19 protein-coding genes and 1 other RNA gene are annotated in these 20,886 nt (G+C 47.3%); 4 read left to right on the top strand and 16 right to left on the bottom strand.

Features of this window, described 5'->3' with window-relative positions:
- Window positions 1–43 precede the first annotated feature (43 nt).
- The 11 genes from HMPREF0240_RS18310 to HMPREF0240_RS18260 all read right to left on the bottom strand — a co-directional run bounded on the left by HMPREF0240_RS18310 (window position 44) and on the right by HMPREF0240_RS18260 (window position 11,480).
- Window positions 44–637, bottom strand: coding sequence for a V-type ATP synthase subunit E (locus HMPREF0240_RS18310; protein WP_009004910.1), 594 nt, complete (start codon window positions 635–637; stop codon window positions 44–46).
- A gap of 196 nt (window positions 638–833) precedes the next feature.
- Window positions 834–1,310: a V-type ATP synthase subunit K gene (locus HMPREF0240_RS18305; protein ID WP_009004909.1), complete on the bottom strand. Its 477-nt coding sequence runs from the start codon at window positions 1,308–1,310 to the stop codon at window positions 834–836.
- Window positions 1,307–3,325 (bottom strand): V-type ATP synthase subunit I, encoded by a 2,019-nt coding sequence (locus HMPREF0240_RS18300; RefSeq protein WP_009004908.1) that lies wholly within the window; start codon window positions 3,323–3,325, stop codon window positions 1,307–1,309. The genes HMPREF0240_RS18305 and HMPREF0240_RS18300 overlap by 4 nt, the downstream gene beginning before the upstream one ends.
- A gap of 32 nt (window positions 3,326–3,357) precedes the next feature.
- Window positions 3,358–3,666: an ATPase subunit B gene (locus HMPREF0240_RS18295; RefSeq protein ID WP_009004907.1), complete on the bottom strand. Its 309-nt coding sequence runs from the start codon at window positions 3,664–3,666 to the stop codon at window positions 3,358–3,360.
- A 395-nt stretch (window positions 3,667–4,061) separates the two neighbouring features.
- On the bottom strand, window positions 4,062–4,559 hold the full coding sequence (locus HMPREF0240_RS18290; protein ID WP_009004906.1) for a tRNA (cytidine(34)-2'-O)-methyltransferase: 498 nt from the start codon (window positions 4,557–4,559) through the stop codon (window positions 4,062–4,064).
- Window positions 4,560–4,564: 5 nt separating this feature from the next.
- On the bottom strand, window positions 4,565–5,734 hold the full coding sequence (locus tag HMPREF0240_RS18285) for an aminotransferase class I/II-fold pyridoxal phosphate-dependent enzyme (protein WP_009004905.1): 1,170 nt from the start codon (window positions 5,732–5,734) through the stop codon (window positions 4,565–4,567).
- A complete protein-coding gene (locus tag HMPREF0240_RS18280) occupies window positions 5,734–6,216 on the bottom strand; it encodes an Lrp/AsnC family transcriptional regulator (protein WP_347462630.1) in 483 nt (160 codons plus the stop codon). Before HMPREF0240_RS18280 ends, HMPREF0240_RS18285 begins: the two co-directional genes overlap by 1 nt.
- A 107-nt stretch (window positions 6,217–6,323) precedes the next feature.
- Window positions 6,324–7,334 (bottom strand): AIR synthase-related protein, encoded by a 1,011-nt coding sequence (locus tag HMPREF0240_RS18275; RefSeq protein WP_009004903.1) that lies wholly within the window; start codon window positions 7,332–7,334, stop codon window positions 6,324–6,326.
- 99 nt (window positions 7,335–7,433) lie between these two features.
- On the bottom strand, window positions 7,434–8,957 hold the full coding sequence (locus tag HMPREF0240_RS18270; RefSeq protein ID WP_009004902.1) for a VanW family protein: 1,524 nt from the start codon (window positions 8,955–8,957) through the stop codon (window positions 7,434–7,436).
- Window positions 8,958–9,135: 178 nt separating this feature from the next.
- Window positions 9,136–9,762, bottom strand: coding sequence for an endonuclease III (gene nth, locus HMPREF0240_RS18265; RefSeq protein WP_009004901.1), 627 nt, complete (start codon window positions 9,760–9,762; stop codon window positions 9,136–9,138).
- Entirely contained in the window at window positions 9,759–11,480 is a 1,722-nt protein-coding gene (locus HMPREF0240_RS18260) for a B12-binding domain-containing radical SAM protein (protein WP_035314139.1), read from the bottom strand. The genes nth and HMPREF0240_RS18260 overlap by 4 nt, the downstream gene beginning before the upstream one ends.
- A gap of 187 nt (window positions 11,481–11,667) precedes the next feature.
- On the opposite strand from HMPREF0240_RS18260, the gene ffs reads away from it, so the two are divergent.
- The 3 genes from ffs (at window position 11,668) to HMPREF0240_RS18250 (ending at window position 14,094) form a co-directional block, all read left to right on the top strand.
- An RNA gene (ffs, locus tag HMPREF0240_RS24090) (signal recognition particle sRNA large type) lies at window positions 11,668–11,930 on the top strand.
- A gap of 435 nt (window positions 11,931–12,365) precedes the next feature.
- Window positions 12,366–12,800 carry a MarR family transcriptional regulator gene (locus HMPREF0240_RS18255; RefSeq protein ID WP_009004899.1) on the top strand — a complete coding sequence of 145 codons (435 nt, stop codon included), beginning with the start codon at window positions 12,366–12,368 and terminating at the stop codon, window positions 12,798–12,800.
- On the top strand, window positions 12,787–14,094 hold the full coding sequence (locus tag HMPREF0240_RS18250) for an MATE family efflux transporter (RefSeq protein ID WP_009004898.1): 1,308 nt from the start codon (window positions 12,787–12,789) through the stop codon (window positions 14,092–14,094). The genes HMPREF0240_RS18255 and HMPREF0240_RS18250 overlap by 14 nt, the downstream gene beginning before the upstream one ends.
- Before the next feature lie 17 nt (window positions 14,095–14,111).
- Here HMPREF0240_RS18250 and tadA read toward each other — a convergent pair whose 3' ends face one another.
- A complete protein-coding gene (gene tadA, locus HMPREF0240_RS18245) occupies window positions 14,112–14,591 on the bottom strand; it encodes a tRNA adenosine(34) deaminase TadA (protein ID WP_009004897.1) in 480 nt (159 codons plus the stop codon).
- A 148-nt stretch (window positions 14,592–14,739) separates the two neighbouring features.
- Between tadA and HMPREF0240_RS23575 the strand changes: the two genes are divergently transcribed.
- Entirely contained in the window at window positions 14,740–16,206 is a 1,467-nt protein-coding gene (locus HMPREF0240_RS23575) for a DUF6128 domain-containing protein (RefSeq protein WP_050794571.1), read from the top strand.
- Between the two features lie 550 nt (window positions 16,207–16,756).
- Here the strand turns inward: HMPREF0240_RS23575 and HMPREF0240_RS18235 are convergent.
- From HMPREF0240_RS18235 to HMPREF0240_RS18220, 4 genes are all read right to left on the bottom strand, one after another.
- Window positions 16,757–17,437, bottom strand: a complete 681-nt coding sequence (locus HMPREF0240_RS18235) for a D-lyxose/D-mannose family sugar isomerase (RefSeq protein ID WP_035314083.1) — start codon at window positions 17,435–17,437, stop codon at window positions 16,757–16,759.
- A 32-nt stretch (window positions 17,438–17,469) separates the two neighbouring features.
- Window positions 17,470–18,522: a uroporphyrinogen decarboxylase family protein gene (locus tag HMPREF0240_RS18230; RefSeq protein ID WP_009004894.1), complete on the bottom strand. Its 1,053-nt coding sequence runs from the start codon at window positions 18,520–18,522 to the stop codon at window positions 17,470–17,472.
- 19 nt (window positions 18,523–18,541) lie between these two features.
- The gene (locus HMPREF0240_RS18225; RefSeq protein WP_009004893.1) at window positions 18,542–19,738 is read right to left on the bottom strand and encodes an ROK family transcriptional regulator; all 1,197 of its coding nucleotides are present in this window, start codon (window positions 19,736–19,738) and stop codon (window positions 18,542–18,544) included.
- Window positions 19,739–19,833: 95 nt separating this feature from the next.
- Complete coding sequence (locus tag HMPREF0240_RS18220) at window positions 19,834–20,829, bottom strand: substrate-binding domain-containing protein (protein ID WP_009004892.1); 996 nt, start codon at window positions 20,827–20,829, stop codon at window positions 19,834–19,836.
- Between the last annotated feature and the right edge of the window lie 57 nt (window positions 20,830–20,886).

Below are 20,886 nucleotides of genomic sequence, written 5' to 3'. Positions count from 1 at the left end.
TCGGTCTTTTCGAGCCTTAGTAACATGGATGTTTCCTTGTTATCTATCCGAATAATAACCCATGTACTTTATCGGATAATTCATCCCGTTTTGCATCAAATAATGCCTTTATGGTACAGTTTTCTTCGATCCCGCCATAGACCAGGATGAAACCGCCCTTCATCTCTTTTGCATCCCTGGAAAGGCTTAAAGCACCGCCCTTACCGGCAGCGGTCTTCTGAATCACCGCCTCAAATCCCGCAGGCATCCTCTCCAGATCCTCCGCGGAAAAGCAAATCACGCCTTCTTCCGGCAGCACATATTCTTCCAGCATCTTCTGGATCATCTCAAAATATGCTTCTGTATCCAGATTCATAATCCTGTCATATGCCTTGTCGAGCACATCGGCTATCACTTCCTGCTTAGCACGCAGTATCGCCTGCTTGCGCTGCATATCGCAGGAGGATGCGATACGCTGTGCGTAATTGTCCACATCCGCCTGAGCCTTATTGGAGATTTTTTCGACCTGTGCTGCTGCCTCTGCGCGGGCATCCTTCAATATTACTTCTGCCTTCGCCTTGGCCTCCGCGATTTTCACTTCCGCTGAGTGGGTCGCCTCATCCAGGATCTGACTTTTCATTTTGTCTAATCCACTCATTTATAAGCTCTCCTTCTTCATACTACTTCGGTAACAGTTCAGGCAAGCCTGAACTGTTACGCATCCAGCCCATTGAAATTCGCCTGAGGCGAAGGGCTGGATGCCTGCAGCCACCATGTTTTCGTACGGTCTGTACAGTAAATGCACAGACCTGTCTGAACTGTTACCTACTTCGGTCTTCGTGATACATTCCCAATTAAACCGGTATTGCACTGACTGCCAGGAATGAGATCAGAAGTGCCAAAATTGCGTATGTCTCAACCATTGCAGGGAAAAGCATTGCTTTACCAAACTGTTCCGGTTTCTTTGCAATGATGCCTATCGCAGCTGCCGCGGTTTTTCCCTGGGATCTTGCGGAAATTAAACCTACAATACCGATCGGAAGGCATGCTGCCAGAATGAGAAGTCCTGTCTGTACAGAAATATCTGCTACTCCGCCGCCAAGAAGGCCGATCTTGGAAAGTGTAACGAATCCGATGATCAGTCCATACAGTCCCTGTGTACCAGGCAGCAGCTGGAGAATCAATACTTTTGCAAACTTACTTGGATCCTCTGAAACAACCCCGGATGCAGCCTGACCTGCAATACCGACACCCAGAGCTGAACCTGCTCCTGCTAGAAATACTGCAACCCCCGCGCCAAGAAGCGCATAAACAATACCTAACTGACTCATAAATTTGTTTCCTCCTTAATATCTGCATATTTTGTATTTTCTTTAAAAGGATTGAATGCACGTCCGCCACCCTCATAGAACTTACCGAAAAACTCTACAAACTGCAGACGGTTTGTGTGCACATATGCTCCCAAAAGATTAATCGCTATATTAAATGTATGCCCAACTATAAAGGCTATTATAAACACAATCACTCCGAATACACTCTTACCGCCCATACTTCCCATCTGGTTCACAACAGATGCGATAACGCCCGTTGCAAGGCCAAGCGCAAGAAGCCTTGAATAAGAAAGCACGTCACTGAGCCAGCCGCTGACATTATAGAGGTCATAAGCCCCAAGTGCCAATCGGATCCCGAAGTTCTTATTCGCACGTCCTGACATAAGGACGATTCCTACCGCGCCTATAATTGCCATCCATTTGGCAAGCGCATTCACCGCCGCCGGGAATACGATTGTTGTCTGGGCAATTGATGCAAAAATGTCGCTCGGAATGAGCATGATTAAAAGTCCGATTAAAAGCATATACCAGAGAACCACGTCACAGAAAAAATCCATGTACTTCTTGTCTCTCAGGCACATATAGCCTTTGATTCCCAGTCCGGTGAACAGATGAATCACACCGAACAGCATAGAATATATTAAAAGCTTCATCGGTTCATCCAGCGGAACGAACCACACTGCCGGTATTCCAACCTCATGTCCGAAAAATGTTCTTGATATGACATTGATCACGTCGCCAAAATATCCGCCAAACATGATCCCCCAGAACAGGGTGGAAATTCCACACCAGAAGAATAACTGGATGGAAGTCTTCATGCTCTTTCCCATTCTCGGAAACTTTAGAATCAATACACCGCATACAATTGAAACAATCGCTCCGTATGCCGCATCTGAAAGCATCAAACCGAACAGGAACACATAGAAAAACGACATAATCGCTGTAGGATCCACCTCACCCCTGCCGGGCAGGCCGAACGCCTCCAGGATTCCCTCTGCGCTGGATGAGAAGCTGCTGTTTTTCAAAAGTACAGGGGCTTCTTCATCTTCCTTTAATTCCTCCAGGTCCACAACGCAGTCATACTGGCCGCCCAAGGTCTTCTGAATTCTGGCCGCTTCCTTTTTCGGCACATATCCGCTGATCAGGAAGGTCCGCTCCGACTGAGGCAGCTGCCCAAGCACTTCATATTTATCAGCCCGGACACGGTAATAATCTGCCAGAAGTTTCAGTCCCTCACGGTGAACCGCAAGGCTCATAATCTCCTTCTCGATCTCTGCAATATTGGACTGAATCCGGGAAATCTCCTTTTCCATATCCGCTTTTGCTTCCGCCGGTACCTGATCTGAGATCTGGGATGGTCTGGCAAAGCCAATACTTCTCAGTGCCTCTTCTGCTGCAGCAGAATCTTTGCGCAGACAGAACACGGTCAGATATACTGTATCCTGCTCTGCAGAAATAATATGGATATCCACTTCCAGTTCCGGTGCCTGTTCCACCAGCATCGCATACACCTGATCCAGTGTAAACTGACCGGACAATGTTCCAGGCAGCATCATGATATGTTCTGTTCCCCCGAAACTCACAGGTACATCCAGAGGAAGCCAGGGCATCAGGCTTTCAATGCTGTTTTCAATTTTAAGGATGCTGGCTCTGTTTTCCGCCCGCTCCTTATCCAGCGCCTGAATTCTTTTGGCTTTTTTCTGCAGTTCCTCTCTGTTCTCGATCACAGACTGGTACTTTTCTTTCTCTATCAGATCTTTTCCCGCCAGTGATGACAGCAGGGACTGCTTGACAGGAGCATACTGCTGCAAAAGATTCAGGGCCTGATCTGCGGCCGCCGCAGCCTTTTCAAAGCTGCTCCTGGCATTCGCCGTATCCATCCTGCGGAAGTCTTCATCTTCCTCCAGTATATGATTGATCTCCATAACACCCATGCGCTGCAGTTTCTCCAGGATTGCCTTTCGGTCTTTCTTCAAAGCGCAGATACTAACTCGTTGCATCTGCAATACCGCCATAATATATTCCCTCCTTTATCCCGCATTTTTGCCTAAACCAGTTGTGAAATCACGAGACTAACTGCTGTCTCTTCCTTTTCAGAAGCCAGTTGCTTCAGCGCACTGATTTCCTTTTCGACAGCTGACATTGCATCTTTCTGAGATTGTGCACCCTGTTCTTTCGCAGCTTCCATCATGGATGCCGCTCTTTTACGAATCTCTTCCATCTGGCCTGCCTTCAGCGTGTCAGCCTCTTTCGATGCATCATCCAGTATTTTTCTGCACTGTGCATCGGCGTCTTTTACAACGGCTTCGGCTTTTGCTTCCGTCTCCCTAATCAATTGAATGGTTTCTTCTACCATATATTAGTCACCGCCTTTCTACGTACACGATTTTAGGATATCACACATCTTATTAATAGTCTACAATGAGATATTGACTTTTTCTTTAGAAATTGTGCAGTTTGTTTAGAAATTCCTTTATTTTAGCCGTTTTCATAAAATAAAACACCAAATCTGCTTCTCTTATTATAGACAAAACCAGGTTTTCTCAACCGCTTTTTTATCAATCGCTGAAATATAAATACACTTCAACAAAATACCTCTGTCTTTTTTAGTTTCCAGATTACTCTATCAAATAAAAAAGAACCAGAAATACAGATTTATTTACCCTGTTTCTGGTTCTTTCAATTGTCAATGGTGCAAAAAAAGTGATTTCATTCCATATCCGCACATTCAATGCTTCTGCACCGGTATCTTTACTCCTGCCACCTCAGATGGTGCAGCTGCCCTTCCAGGTTCATCTCGGAAAACCCATTCTGCCTCAGAGCCTCATATAATACGATTGCCACAGAATTTCCCAGGTTCAGAGAACGGATATCCCCTACCATAGGGATCCTCACACAGTTTTCCTTATGTTCCACGAGAATCTCCTCCGGAATGCCTGCGCTTTCCTTTCCGAACATGATGAAACAGTCCGGTTCATAATGAACCTCCGTATATACTTTCGGTGCTTTCGTCGTAGCCATATAGATCTTCGCCCCGGGATTTTTCTCCATGAAATCATTAAAATCAATATAAGTCGTCACATCCAGGTCAGACCAGTAATCCATCCCCGCACGTTTTAACGCCTTCTCATTCAGTTTGAATCCCAGCGGCCCGATCAGATGCAGGCGCGTATTCGAGGCAACGCAGGTTCTGCCGATGTTGCCCGTATTTGCCGGTATCTCCGGCTCATGCAGTACAATATTGAGCATCTTTTCTACCTCTCGTTCCTGAGGCGTTGTATGAAGCTGCCCAGACGTCCCAGAGCTTCTTTCAGATCATCCAGGGAATATGCATAGGAGATACGCAGGAAGCCCTCCCCACATTTTCCAAATGCGGTTCCGGGAACAACAGCGACCTTCTCCTCCTGCAGCAGGCGGGTTGCAAATTCCTCAGATGTCATATTAAATTCCAGTATACTCGGGAAGACATAAAATGCACCGAAAGGCTCAAAACATTCCAGTCCCATACGTGCAAACTCATGCATCAGGAAACGTCTCCTCTGATTATAGGATTTGCGCATCTCCTCCACTTCATCCTCGCAGTTTCTCAGGCCTTCAATGGCCGCATACTGGCTGTTTGTAGGCGCACACATGATGGCATACTGGTGCAGCTTCACCATCTGTTCGATAATGGCCTCCGGCCCGCAGCAATAGCCCAGCCGCCATCCTGTCATGGCAAATCCCTTTGAAAAGCCGTTGATGACGATCGTCCTCTCCCTCATTCCCGGAAGACTGGCTATTGAAACATGCTCCGTCTTATAGGTCAGCTCGGAGTAAATCTCATCTGATATTACATATAAATCATGTTCCTTCACAAATTGTGCCACCGGCTCCAGATCTTCTTTTGTCATAATAGATCCCGTCGGGTTATTCGGGAAAGGCATAATTAACACTTTTGTTTTTGGTGAAACATATTTCTCCAGATCCTCCACCGTCAATTTGAATTCATTTTCATACTGAAGCGGTATCACGACCGGCTCCCCATCAGCCATGACGGTACATGGAAGGTAGGATACATAGCTTGGCTGCGGAATCAGGACCTCGTCTCCCGGATCCAGCATACAGCGCAGTCCCACATCAATGGCCTCGCTGCCTCCCACTGTAACCAGCGTCTCTGTTCTGGAATCATATCTGACATGGATCTTCCGTTCCAGATATCTGCAGATCTCGTCTCGAAGCTCCTGCAGTCCGGCATTGGATGTATAAAACGTGCGTCCTCTTTCCAGAGAAAAGATCCCCTCCTCACGTATCCGCCAGGGAGTATCAAAGTCCGGCTCCCCCACACCGAGGGAAATCGCATCTTTCATCTCATTTGCCACATCAAAAAACTTACGGATACCGGACGGTTCGATTTCTATTATTTTTTTAGATAATGGATTTCTCATTAGGGCGTCACCAGCATCCTTTCTGATTCTTTTTTCGGTACCAGGATCGTTCCATGGTCTTTGTATTTTTTCAGTATAAAATAAGTTGCAGTACTGATCACAGCATCAATCGGTGAAAGCTTCTCGGACACAAAACGGGAGACTTCTTTCAGTGTTTTCCCTTCCAGTGTCACAAGCAGGTCATAGCCGCCGGAAATCAGGTATACAGCGTGTACTTCCGGGTAATTGTAGATGCGCTCAGCAATCCGGTCGAAGCCCTGGTTGCGCTGTGGAGTCACACGCACCTCAATCAGTGCGGTCACCGTCTCCACACCGGCTTTATCCCAGTCGATCAGTGTGTGGTATCCACAGATGATTTTTTCTTTTTCCATATCTGCAATCTCATTCGCCACGGTTGTCTCGTCTACTCCGACCAGAACTCCAAGTTCTGCCAGATCGACCCGGCTGTTCGTTTCCAAATATCTTAATATTTCATTTCTCAGGTTATCCATCTCTGCTCCTCCTAAAATTATATATCACAGAACTTCTTTACTCCGTGCGGCCGCACAGCAGCTGCCGTACGGAAAATTATATTCACACAGGCCTGTTATCAGCGCAGTCCGTTTCCGCCGCCCCGCTCCCACCAGCACATCAGTTCATCCGGTGCCGGCCTGTCTAAGTATCGCTGTTCTTCACCGCTTGTGATTACCCGGGCCTTTTTGTCCGTGGCAACCCCAAGCTTGCTGGCTCGTGCACCCACCCCTTCCAGGGCTCTCACAAGCGTATCACCGTCATCGGCTGTCATCAGGATACACCCCGCGGATGTCATCTGATAAGGATTCAGGTTATAGTATTCACAGAGCTCCACCGTCTCCTGTTTGACAGACATTGCGGACAAATCTACTTCCATCCCAATCCCGGATGCCTCACCCAGTTCCCACAGTCCGGCAAATATACCCCCGCTTCCGACCTGATGCATGGCTTTTACTCCAGAATCCGCCGCCGCCCGAATGGCACCCAGAGCCAGCAGGTTCTCCTTCAGGTCCTTCATCTGCTGGATGAAAGCCGGTACGAACCGTCTTCCAAGCTCCGTTTCCCGCTCATCGAGTATCCGCAGCATTCCTTCCAGTCCGGCAAAACCGCAAAGAACGATATCCTGCCCGGGCAAAGCATACGCAGGACGTATCAGACTATCCCGTACTGCCTCTCCCTGTGCTGTCACGAAAATAACCGTCCGCATGACAGCCGGATTCACCTCCGCACGTACACAGGCCAGCTGTACACCGGCCTCCCCACATATAGATTCCAGACAGCCGGTCATTGCTTTCAGTTCTTTTTCCTCTGCACGTGGGGTGAGAAGAATCTGCGCCGATACTGCCACCGGTACCGCACCGCGGACCGCAAGATCATTCAGAGCCCTGGCAGCAGCATAAATCCCGATATTTACGGAATCCCCGGAAGCCTCCGCCTGTGCATATACAGCCAGATTCCCCCCTGATATGCGGACAGCAGTGCATGTCTCTTCCACTGACGGCGGAAAAAGAACTTCTTCCCTCACAGTATGCAGTTGTTTTCTAACAGACCGTTTCCATACAATCTGTGATATATTGCCTGCTTTCATAGCTTTCCTGCCTTTTACATTATTCTGCAGCTTTGCTGCTGATCCCCCCGCAGGGCATGAGTTACGGTGTGCCCTTGGGTATACATTATTCTGCTCCGTTTAACCTGCGCTGTTCTCCTCCGCCTGCGCATCCCCCTGAATGGCGTTCATGATCTGATTCTCGTCCTGGGTTTGGATTGCGTTGTTGATTTTCTGCGTAAGCTCAGGATTATCCGACGCAGTTCCCACTGCTACGGTCTCTTTCACCGGCACATACTGACTGTTATTAATAATCTCCCTGCTCTGCTCCTCACCGTTTAGATATACGACTTTCCAGAGACGGGCAGATATCTCCGGCTGTGCCTGTCCAGTAGTATAATAAGTACCGGCAGCATCCTCGGTTGCAACAAATCGTTTCCCTTCCGGCATCACCTCAGCCGTTGTCTCACTTTCAAATTCCAGAGTTCTTCCTGCGTCCCTTGTTTCTTTACCATATATGTTAAACGTGACATTTCCGTCTGCAAGAATTCCTTCTATATATATCGGAGTCTGCTGATTATTCTTAAACTTCAGATCCTTCACATCGTCTGCGATCGCTGCATCCCGGGATCTCTCCACATACGACACGAGCATCGTGTGGGGTGAACGCTCCGTCACCTCCAGCTCTGCATATAACAATGCATTATACAGCGTTGTGGATATCTGGCAGATACCGCCGCCCATAGATTCGACCACCTTGTCATCCTCATAGGAAGCCGCATTGGTAAATCCATTCTCCTCGGTGTACGGCTCCATCGCTGCATTCGCAGAGTACTCCTCTCCTGGCTTCAGAAAGGCGCCGTCAATATGCTTCGTTCCGCTCTCAATGTTCTGTGCACGCCCGGAACCGTCGCTTCCATAAAATGTAGTGAAGCTTCCCAGCAGGTCAGTCACATCTTTCAGATCGTCCGCCGTCACTTCCGGATCAATATATGTCAAATAAGCTTCCACACTGCCGCTCTTCCCGTCCCAGCTGCCGCCGAGAAGCTTGTTGATGCTCTTCACAGTCTTTTTCAAATCCAGCACCTCGCCGGCCTTCTCCTTCACAATCGTTACACCGGAATCGGACTGCGTCACTCTGGCATTCTCCGGAAGGTTCAGAACGTGGGACATAGCATGATTCAAAGCCTCTTTGGCTGAATCCTCCGTCACTTTATATTCCACCGGAAATTTTTTCTTATTCTCGTTCTTCTCCGCCTTCTTCATGATCTTATAACATTTGACAGTACTGCCTTTCCGGCCGTAGTCAAGTGCCTCCTGCAGAGTGCCGTCCAGATCTTTTACGGTAATCCCCATAGCCGACAGCTCCACCTCGGAATGTCTGCCGTCCTCCAGCGTAAGATCCAGCTTCTCTTTCATGGAAGCCGTCACCTCTGCCTCCACCTTTTCCTTCGCCTTTTTTACGGTCAATCCGGATACGTCTGTATTCCCAATGGAAACGCCCTGTATAATTCTATGGCTGTCAAACTTTCCAATATAACTGCGGAGGAAAATCTGTACACAGAGAATTACCAGAAGTGCGAACATCACAATCAAAGCTGCTCCAAAAACAGCCCTTCTCTGTGCTCTGCGCCTCCTTCTGCGTTTTCTTCTTCTGTCTGCCATATGCCATCCCCTGAATTCTTAGAACATTTTATGCAACAAGATACGGAATTACCATCGTAGCCACCATCGCCAGGATAATCACCATAATGACAATCGAAATAATCCTTCTTACCTTCTTATTATAGAAATTCATCCTAATACACCTCTTTATTCTGGAATCCAATTTTAATTAGTTAGGTTACATTTTATACTCTTTACAATATTTTTGCAAGAAGCATTCCCCGCACTTCGGACTCCTTGCCGTACAGATGGAACGCCCGAATGTGATGATCTGTATATTATACAGAATCCAATGATCTTTTGGAAGTTCTTTCATCAAATCCTGCTCGATCTTTTCCGGGTCTTCATGTTTAGTCAGCCCAAGACGCTTTGATATGCGTTTGACATGGGTATCCACCACCACGCTTGGCTCGTAGTAAATGTTTCCGCGGATGACATTGGCCGTCTTGCGTCCCACCCCGGCCAGAGAAGTCAGATCCTCCAGGCTGCGCGGTACTTCCCCTCCAAACCGATTGATCAGCGCCCGGGTGCATGCAATTATATTTTTCGCTTTCGTATGATAGAATCCGGTGGGCTTAATATCCTGCTCCAATTCCTCCAGATCCGCATTAGCAAACTTCTCCACCGTATCATACTTCTGGAACAAATCCTTTGTTACTATATTGACTCTCGCATCCGTGCACTGAGCGCTGAGCATCGTGGCAATCAAAAGCTGCCAGGGCGTCTCATGATTCAGATAACATACATATTCCCGGCCATACTGCTCATCCAGAATTGAGAGGATCTCTCCCGTTCTTTTTTTCATAGTATCTCCTCTTCATGAATGTAATAAACGCTTGCCTGGTTTGTCAGAACATCCCTGTTCTTATAATCAAACAGCACAAACTCTCCGTCCATCTTTTCCAGATGTGTCATCTTTCGTATCTGTCTTTTATCATACTGTTCATACCCCTTCAGATATCGGAATTCTACAGCCTCTCTGTCATAAAATGCTGCAGCCTCTTCCTTCTTCAGCGCCGGTTCCCCTGCAAATGCAGGCCGGTTTTTCACATTATCCCGAAGGTATAAATCGATGGTCAGTGACTTTCTGTATTCTTCTGCACATTTCTCATCGTGCTCCACTGCAAACCGGTACAGGATCTCATATCTTGTAATCCTGGAATGGTTCAGCATATGAAGGGCATTCACTTCATAGTACCGGCTGAGTTCCTCATACAGAGAGAAGCTGTCCAAAAAGGCGCGCTCCAGTACACACAGCGTATTCTGAAACTGGCCGCTGTTATAATAGACTTCCACCATCTCCTCAATCCCTTTGAGACGGATGATATCGGCATAGGACATCCACTTCGTGGACAATACTTCAAATGGCGGTCTGTCCTGATATTGAAGCCCATACTCTCCGGCCCGTTCCTGCATGCAGGAGCCTTTCAGCACCTTCAAAAATCCCAGCTGTAACTGCTCCGGCTGCAGTGCATAAACCTCATTAAAAGAATTCCGGAAGCTGTTATAATCCTCAAAGGGAAGCCCGGCAATCAGATCCAGATGCTGGTGTACGTTGCCGCCTTCATGAATCCGGCTGACCACCCGTTTTACTTCTTCAAACCTCATAACGCGCCTGATCTCCCGGATTGTATCCGGATTCACTGACTGCACGCCGATCTCCAGCTGGATCAGCCCCGGACGCATTGTTTCGATAAGCTTCAGCTCGTCCTCCCCCAGCAGGTCTGCCGCCACTTCAAAATGAAAGTTTGTCTTCCCCTTATCATGGTCCGCAATGTAGGACCACACTGCCATGGCATGGTCATGTCTGCAGTTAAATGTCCTGTCCACAAATTTTACCTGAGGGATCTCTGCATCAATAAACTGCTGCAGTTCTTTTTTCACAAGAGAAAGATCACGGAAGCGGAGCACCTTATCAATAGAAGAAAGACAATAGCTGCAGGAGAACGGGCATCCCCTGCTGGACTCATAATAGATGATTTTATTTTTAAACTTTTCCATATCCTGATAGACAAACGGTACTCTGCTAAGTTCTATCGCCTGCCGCCATGGGTTTTCCACAATACCGGCCGGTTCTTTGGAACTTATCCCCCTGCGGAAAACAATTCCTCTGACATCTTCCAGTTTATCCAGCAATCCGTGATAATAATGAAGCAGCTCCAGGAACGTTTCTTCCCCTTCCCCGCGCATGATTCCCTCCAATTGTGGATAACGCTCCAGCATCCTGACCGCATTGTAGGAAACTTCCGGGCCGCCCAGCCAGATCCGGGTATCCGGCAGTACTTTCTTTATCTCAACGATAAGCTGTTTCACATAACTGATATTCCAAAGGTAGCAGGAAAAACACAGGATATCCGGTTTCTGCCTGTAAATATCCGCCAGAATATCATCCAGGCTCTGATTAATCGTGTACTCTGCAATCTGAATCTCCGGTCCGTACTCTGACGCAAAGCTTTTCAGACTGTACACCGCCAGATTGGAGTGAATATATTTTGCATTGACTGCCGCTAATAAAACTTTCATAAAAGAATGTATCTCCATTTTTAAGGTTTGTTTCTGCATTTTACAAACCTCTGAATTTAGTATAGAACGCAGCAAAACTTCGGATTACCACGTCTTAAGTGCTAATTTTACTATATTTTTGGCTTATAGTAAATAAAAACTCCGGTAATCCGTTGACATTTCGGAAAAAACAGGGTAAAATTAAGACTCGTGCAGCCGGGGTGTTAGCGGTACCTTGTACCTGCAATCCGCTATAGCAGGGGTGATATTACGCAGAGGGTGCTGATTTGCAGAGCTGCCCTTGGAAAGTGGCGTTGAGATCTGGGTCTTACGCGACGGGAATCTGTGAACCGTGTCAGGTCGGGAACGAAGCAGCACTAAGCAGAACCTTCCGGGTGCCGTAAGGGTGCCTGGGTTGAGTTAACTGCCGAGGTAACGTTTGTGGAGATGCATTCGAAGCGTAATGCACGTAAAAAGATAATTTTGACATAATATGATGGAAAAACTTTTACATTATAAATGGCTGAACTTTGCAGATACTTTTTAAGTACTTGCAGAGTTCAGCCATTTTGTTACTTCAACATATCCATGTGCCGTACCCACTTCATCATAGCAAAGCCATCCCTGTTATGGTATCTATTATCATTTGCAGCGGCTACATGATAACCGCCTCCCCGCTTTGCAGAATTTCAATTGCCGAATGCACACTTTTTCCGCCCCTCTCGCATTAGTCCTTTATCGTACTTCTATATTCTTGTATTTTCCTCTTTTCTGCTTCTTATATCATCCTTTACACGAACTAATCCCACATATTCCTGTGTTATTTTGCTTTATAATTTTCTTGACGCAATAATAATACTATGCTATTATTAGTCTGATATCAGACCAATTGAAAGGATGAAAATTATGAAGAAATTAGAACTCTATACTGCCTTATGGCGGGAAACTAATATGATCTATGAGGATTGGGCCAAAAAACATGGTTTATCCTACAGTGAGCTGCTGGTCATTTTATCACTGGCTGAAATGAAGGGCACCTGTCTGCAAAAAGATATCTGCAGGCAATGGACGCTTCCAAAACAGACCGTCAATTCCGTACTCAAGAATTTGATGGAACGCTCACTCGTCTCACTGACATCCTATGAGACAGACCGCCGGTCCAAGCTGATCCAGTTAACCAAAGAGGGGAAGCTTTACGTGGATTCCATCGCCGGCGACCTTCAGAGGGCAGAATACAGCGCCTGGACTAAAATGGGAGAGGAAAATACAGATATGCTTTTAAAAACTGTTTCTCTTTACAACAGCTATTTAAAAGAGGAGGTCGAAAGTGAACGTAAATAAGTCTTTCTTTCAATATGTAATCCCGTCCATGCTCGCATTTGCTTTATCCGGAATCTACTCCATAGCAGACGGTTTTTTTGTTGGAAATGCTTTGGGGGACAATGCCTTAGCCGCAGTAAATATGGCCTTTCCCTTAACTGCATTTTTGCAGGCAGCCGGAACGGGAATCGGCATGGGCGGAGCCATTGAATATTCCATTCATATAGGAAACGGTGATACTCACAGTGCAAAACAGTATTTCGGAATGTCGGTAGTACTGCTCTGTTTATTCAGCGTGCTGCTCACCATTCTGTTTTTGGCGGGAGCACCAACGGTGCTGGGCCTGTTCGGGGCTTCCGGGGAGATCTATAAACTTGGAAAGGAATATCTGCTGTATATCAGCTTTGGTGCAGTATTTCAGATTATGGGAACCGGCCTTGTGCCTCTGATCCGTAATATGGGGAGCGCAGTCATCTCTATGCTTGCGATGATCACTGGTTTCGTCACCAATATTGCTCTGGACTATCTGTTTGTATGGGTGATTCCCTGGGGTATGATGGGGGCTGCTATTGCTACCGTAATCGGGCAGGGCATGACCTTCCTTGTATGCCTGGTCTTCTTTATCATAAAAAAAGAAAAGCCGGCCCTCGACTTTGGAGATGCAAAGCTGAGTCTGGCAAAACGGATTCTGAGTATTGGACTGTCGCCCTTTGGGCTTACGTTCTCCCCCAATATCACCCTGATACTGGTAAATAGAAGCGCATCTCTGGTGGGGGGAGACCTGGCTGTTACCTGCTATGCTCCGGTCAGTTATATTTCCTCCGTGATCATGCTGCTCATGCAGGGAGTAAGCGATGGATGCCAGCCGCTCATCAGTCTGTCATATGGAGAGGGCAAAGTACAAAGAACAAAAGCAATCCGGAATCTGGCATACCGCTTCGGGCTTGCTGTTGCCCTTGTATGTATGGCGGTCCTGTTCCTGCTGCGGGGCCATGCAGCCGCACTGTTCGGAGCATCCGAACATATCGTGGAAAGTGTTGCCATGATACTGCCGGTCTTTATATGCGGCTATCTGTTCGTCAGCATTTCCCGGGTATCCACGGCATATTTCTACGCAACCGGGAAAAATCTCTGGGCCTACATACTGATTTACGGGGAACCACTGGCACTTTTCCTGATGCTCTGTTTTCTGCCGTCTCTTGCGGGTGGAATACGGGGTACCTGGATCGCCGTACCGCTCTCCCAGCTTGTGGCAATGATACTCAGCATTCTCCTGATTATCCATGCCAGAAAGCAAGATCCTCAGAGTGCTTAGCAGGAGTCACTTCCCGATCAGTCCGCGTTTTTTTGCCGCTTCTGCTTTTCACGCAGTTCTTTAAAAAACTGTTTCATCATCGTGCTGCATTCTTTTTCCAGCACACCGGTGGTAAGCTCGGCCTGATGGTTAAATTCTTTCATCTCAAGCAAATTTAAGATTGATCCGGCGCATCCGGCTTTCGGGTTCATGCAGCCGACCACTACCCGCTGCACCCTGGCCTGTATAATAGCGCCGGAACACATCTGGCACGGCTCCAGCGTGACATACAGGGTACATTCCTCCAGCCGCCAGTCATTCAGCTTTTTGCTGGCCCTGCGGATTGCGGTCAGTTCTGCATGGGCCAGCGGATTTTTATCAATCGTGCGCCTGTTATAGCCCCGCCCTATAATTTTATCCTGATATACGATCACACACCCGATCGGAACCTCCTCCAGGGCATAAGCCTTTTTCGCCTGCCTGATGGCTTCTTTCATATATTTTTCATCTGCATTCATATCATTTCTCCAGCCTGGTTATACGGCCATATACATCCCGCCGTTTTTATAGTTTCCTCTTTTGATATAATTTACCACAAATACTGTTCTTTTTCAAAACCTCTCTGAATAAATTAGATTGAAAGAAAGACAAGACCAGAGGTGTATCATGAATCCCGGTATCTGTTATATTTATGAATACAAAAATAATCAGAAGCTACGCAATGCAGGTTTTATAAAACTGATCCAGCATTATCAGTCCTGTGTGCTGCAGATCAACATACGGGGAATCCCCGTCCAGACCGGCGGCACTGTAAAGCTGTACGCGTTCTACAGGCAGAGTCCCAAGATCATTTCCAGCCTGGTCGATGAGATCATCTGCGGAGACAAATGTATTTCCGCAAGGTTCACCATCTCAGACACCACCTTCCCGGACAGAAGGCCCCTGGAACAGATAGACGGCTTCTTCCTGAAAACGGACACAGATCAGTATTATACTGCCCTTTCAGACGGCACGGAATTTGACACCCGAGAAATCGAGCTGTGGAAAAAGCCCGAAACCAATACAGCGGCAGCACCGGATGAGACTGCACTGTCCAACACTCCTCTTCCAGAGCCCGACGCCGAAAAATCCCCCGCGCTTCCAGAATCCGAAACCGAATCCTCCCGTGAGGGTCCGGTTACATTGGACGTCCAGAGTCCGCCAGAGGATGAAATCACCGTTGGACCACCACCTGAAACAGAACTTCAGGAAATATTGCAGGATCTTTCTGCAGAGGATATACAAGTTCCCACTTCAGATAACATAGAGGCAGAAACACAAGCAGAATCAAACAGCTCCTCTGAAACCAATGTCACCGCCGATGCATTCAACGATCCACAAAATGTTATGCACTCGGATGCTTTCAACTCCCCTGAGGATGATATGCCGCCAGAGGATTTCAGCTTTCCCGGGGACAATACACCGCCAGAGGATTTCAGCTTCACCGAGGATGATATGCCGCCAGAGGTGTTCACGCTCTCTAAGGACGATATACAACCAGAGGTGTTCACGCTCTCTAAGGACGATATAGAGTCAGAGGCTTTCGGTCTCTCTGAGGACGACATACAGTCAGAGGCTCTCAGTCTCTCCAAAGACAATATACAGTCAGAGGCTTTCAGTCTCTCCGAGGAGGATATACAGTCAGAGGCCGTCAGCTCTCCAGAAATAGATATACAGCCAGAGGCCTTCACACCCACAGAAATAGATATACAGCCAGAATTACGTGGTTCTTCCGAAACAGATATACAATCAAGGGAACTCCCCCCCACTGAGCAGAAAGCAGAGGAGCCAGCATCCACGGCCCGTAAAATCCAGCGTTCCGACCTCTCCATCCTCCCCCGGCGCTGCTGGAACCTGGCCAACAACAGCTTCCTTCTACACGGATACCACAACTACAACCACCTGCTCCTGGTAGAAGAAGAAGGCCGTTTCTGGCTCGGAGTTCCCGCTGTCTACTCCCCCCGTGAAGCCAGGGCCGCCGAACTATTCGGCTTCCCCCAATTCACCAAAACCTACGCAGACAAACTGGACCTGGAAGAAGACGAAAAAGCCACCACCCCAGACTTCGGCCACTTCTGCCGCTATATAAAATAACATCACCTATACTGTACCCATGAGCCTGGACGCATTATAAAGTTAGTACCTTTATAATGGTCACGGCCTCAAGCTATCCCCGCCCGATTTTTACATGGCACCATACCAGCAAGAACAACATACCCCCGCCACCATAAACTTCCCCGCCCCCGGCTCAATCCGCCTTCTCCCAGGGACTCCTCCCGCGGAGCCAAAATTCCTGCCGGCCGGAAGCACCCAGCACCGCGAATGGAGAGGCGGGAGTCTGCCAAAGAGGGATAGACCGTTTTGAAATGCTAAAGAGCACCCTAGTAAATCTTAAAGCAAACAGCCGGAAAATTGGAGGGAAAACGTGATCATCAAATCACGTTTTCGGCGGACCCAGCGTGAATAATCATCCAGATTATTCACACCGTGTCCGCTGTACTCCAATTTTCTGACTGTTTGCTTTTAGATTTACTCGGTAAACGGGTGCATTTCAAAACGGTCTATCCCTCTTTGGCAGACTCCCGCCTCTCCATTCGCGGTGCGCCCGCATCCCCACAGAAATTTCCCTCTGCAAAGTCCTATATTATAATCCCCCCGGATACTCATTGCAGAGCAGCCTGTAGGCCGCCTCATCTTCTTCGATCTCCGGGAACCGTCCCACCGTCTCATAGAACCGGTTATCCGTATTATCATCATTGCACATTGAAACTTCGCCCAGCAGAACATCCCCGGTCCCCGGTTTTACATCAAAAGCATGGTACATATACGGATAAATACTAATACTCTCTCCCGGCTTCAGTTCTACCTGTGTCCCAGCAGGAACGGTATACTCCCTTCCATCGCAGTTCACAGCCACATCCGTATCTGCCAGTTCTTCATCGTCTGTTGAATTATACACCTGGATCAGTATGGTTCCGCCGCCGCGGTTAATAATGTCCTCCATCTTATTCCAGTGGAAGTGCATCGGAGAATGCTGCCCTTCTTTCAGCATCAGGAGCTTCTCGGCATATGTCTTTGTATACCTGGGGTTTTTCGGATTTCCATTGCGGATCGTGATCAAAGAAAGCCCTACTTTTGAGAAGTCTCCTGTCCCATAATCCGTGATATCCCATCCCAGCATGTTGTCACGGATTTCCTGGTATTCTGTCCCTTTATCCTTCCAATCCTCCGGAGTCCATCCGCAGAAAGGCGGGATTTCAAATCTGTGGTCTGAGATCAGTTTCTCCATGTCCTTAATTACCTGATTGATTTCTGAACGCTTCATATTTATTCTCCTCATCATGTTAATTTATTTTTTTATTTCCAGTCTCCGCGGTATTCCCTTACAATCTCAATCATGTTCTGATATGCCTCTGCGGGAACATAGTCCGGGATCGAGTTACCGGTTCCGAAGGCAATCCCCCCGTGTCCTTCACATTGCCGGATCACATCCACGATATATTCTTTGAGCACCTGCCGGTCGGACTTGCAGATGACATCCACGTCAAATCCGCCGAAATTGCCGATCTTGTCACCATATCTCTGCACCCAGTAAGGGAACGCAGCTATCTGGTCTTCATTGGAGTGCTTTGCATCAATCCCCACATAATCGATCAGATCATCCATGATATCGAATATCTTACCGCAGGAATGCAGCAGAAACGGCTTGCCGTACTGATGCACCAGATCCACGATCGGTTTGTACTGGGGCATGATATAGTGCTTCACATCATCCGTAGCCAGAAGTGTCATGCTCTTATATCCCAGGTCATCCCCGAACCGCAGTACACAGAAGATATCCTGGTATTCCTTCATAAAGCGCTGCCAGATCCGATAGTTTACGGAACCTATTTTTTCAAAAAGTTCTGCGTACAGTTCCTCGTCATCTGCTTTTACATAGCAGAGGCCCTCAAAGCTTACGACATCCTGCACACACTCAAAAATCCCGTTTCCGACTCCGCCGATTGCTTTCATTCCCTCCGGCATGTTCTTTTGCAATGCCTCGAAATATTTTGCATTGTCTCTAAAATAAATATCGGGGATTTCATCCCAGGGATATTTTTCAAAATCTGCCCTGTCCTTAATGACAGGCTCTACCCGGCTGTCCCCCAGCGCTCCGCTTCCTGGCATCTCTTTTCCAATGCACTCCTCAAAGGGAACGGCATCATACCCATGCTCCTTAAAGAAACCGCAGTACAGCCGGAAAAACTCATTTATATCTCTTTCGTCCCCCATATACAGAGACTCCATATCCCGATTCAGGATCTCTCCCACTTTTTTGTAGGAAACAATGTGTTCATACAGCGGAATGCGGGACGGCTCCCTGTTGAGCGCTGCATCCACAATATGATGATAATTCGGTTCAAACATATCTCTCCCTGCCTTATTATTAAAATTCTCTTTCTGAACACTGCTCGTCTTCAAAAAGACTGAAATTATCGATTACATAGCTTAGCAGCAGGTTAACACAGGGAATCAGCCTCGTATGCTTTACACTCCCGGATGGACGGATCTCGATCCCATTGATCGCCTTGCGCATAATGCGGCGGTCCACCCGTGCCTGTATACCCGAAATCAGCAGATCCGGTCTGTATAATATATCCCCTCCGATAAACACCACTTCCGGATCGATGATATTAACGGCGCTTACGATCACTGCCACCAGACACTCGATCTCCCGCTCCAGCACCCGCTTCATCTCTATATCCCCGGTCTCGGCGCGGTCTACAATCTCTTCCCAGCTTTCAACATGACTGTCAAACTCCTGTGCATATGCTATGATGTTCGGAATATTAGCATACAGCTCTGCGCACCCCCTGTTGCCGCAGCTGCAGAGCTCACCGTTCATATCCACAGTGGTATGGCCAAACTCACTGCTGCTGCCAAAACTCCCTTTATAAAGCTGCCCATCTACAACAATGCCGCCGCCAATACCATTATCTACTACGATCTCCACATAATTTCTGGCTGTTCCGGCGGCACCACAGTATTTTTCCGATATTGCGATAGCCTTTGCGTTATTTTCCAGAACAACCGGGCATTGAAACTCATTCCAGAAAAAGTCACAGATATTTAAATTATGCCACCTTTCAAAATTAGGAGGTGACAGAATCCTGCCTTTGGCGATATCCAGAGTTCCCGGGGAAATAATGCCTATCCCAAGCAGTGCTGTCTCTTTGCCCGACAGCATTTCCCGGATAATCTGTGTAATCTTTTTCAGGACTGTATACGGGTCATCGTGATCTTTATTGAACTCAACCTTCTGATATTCCAGTATCTCACAGCAAAAATCACTAATTCCTACCGTGCAGTAATCACGGCTGACCGATATACCTGCAATCAGATATCTCTCTTTGTTCAGCTTCAACTCTACCGAACTGCGTCCAACTTTGTTTGGCATGGTCTCGCCTTCCACAACAACGCCTTTTGACATGAGCTCTTCGATAATTCCGCTGATACCCGCCCGTGTCAGTCCTGTTCTTCTGGATAACTCCGCCCGGGATACGGATTCCACTCTGAGCATATCCAGTATCTTCTTCTGATTGGCTTTTTTCATCCCGGAAGCATTAAGTACCTTCTTCGTCATATTTCCGCCTGTCCTTTATTCATTATGATACCATTCTACCATACCAAAAAGTGGGTTACAATTATGCAACCCACTAAAAAGTCCAAGCAGTTCTTCTATTCAAGTGTGTCCTTTGTAATAACAGAAACACCTGTGTCAACGTCAGTCTCAGTTAATGTCTCGCCTTCAAGAACTTTCACCGCTGCTTTTACACCCTCATAACCCATTACGTCAGGATTCTGAGCCATTGTACAAAGAATTGCGCCTTCTTTTACCAGATTCAGGATTGCGTCTGATTTATCAAAACCAACTGCAACAACATCTGCGTCTGCACCTTTCACCGCATTTCCTACGCCTACTGTAGCACCTTCATTGGTACCAAATATGCCTACACAGCCGTCTGTTATATAGTTGCTTGCAATATCCTGTGATTTTGCAACATCGCCTTCGCCGTACTGTGTTTCCAGAAGTTCAAACTTGCTTCCTTCAAAAGCAGAGCGGAATCCTTCTTCACGCCATATACATGTCATTGTGGAAGTGTTAACGTTAACAATGCCGATCTTGCCTTCTGTAATCTTCTTTGCCTCCAGAGCTTTGATCATTTCTTCTCCGGCCTGTTTTGCTGCAGCAACGTTATCTGTTGAGAAGGTTGCTTCTGCATCTGTGTTTGCCGTTGAGTCAACATATACAATCTTAACGCCTGCTGATTTAGCTTCTTCCAGAGCCGCTGTAACTGCATCCGGTCCGTTTGCAGCGATTACGATTGCCTGTGCGCCGTCGGCAACTGCATTGTTGATACATTCGATCTGCTGAGCATCATCTTTTTTGTCAGGAGCCATGAACTTATATTCTACATTTCCCAGTTCATCTGCAGCTTTCTGGCCGCCCTTATCTACGGATACCCAATGCTGATCGATACTGTCCATTGTGATCAGAACAACCTTATACTTGTCGCCCGATGAAGTATCTTTGTCCTCTGTGTCCTTCTTGTCAGTATCTGCAGTCTTTGTGTCTGAATCCTTCGCATCTTTGGAGTCTCCACCGCCGCATCCTGCCAGCATAGTAACTGCCATTGCTGCACATAATAACATTGCCAATACCTTTTTCTTCATTTTGTTACCTCCCTTTTTTTGATTTGCTGTCGCTCTTTTATCTAAATAGCATACTTT

It is taken from the genome of Clostridium sp. D5, assembly GCF_000190355.1.
In the GTDB taxonomy this organism is placed as follows: domain Bacteria; phylum Bacillota; class Clostridia; order Lachnospirales; family Lachnospiraceae; genus Faecalicatena; species Faecalicatena fissicatena_A.
Note: the sequence above shows the minus strand (reverse complement) of the source record. Positions and strands in the feature narration are given on the sequence as shown.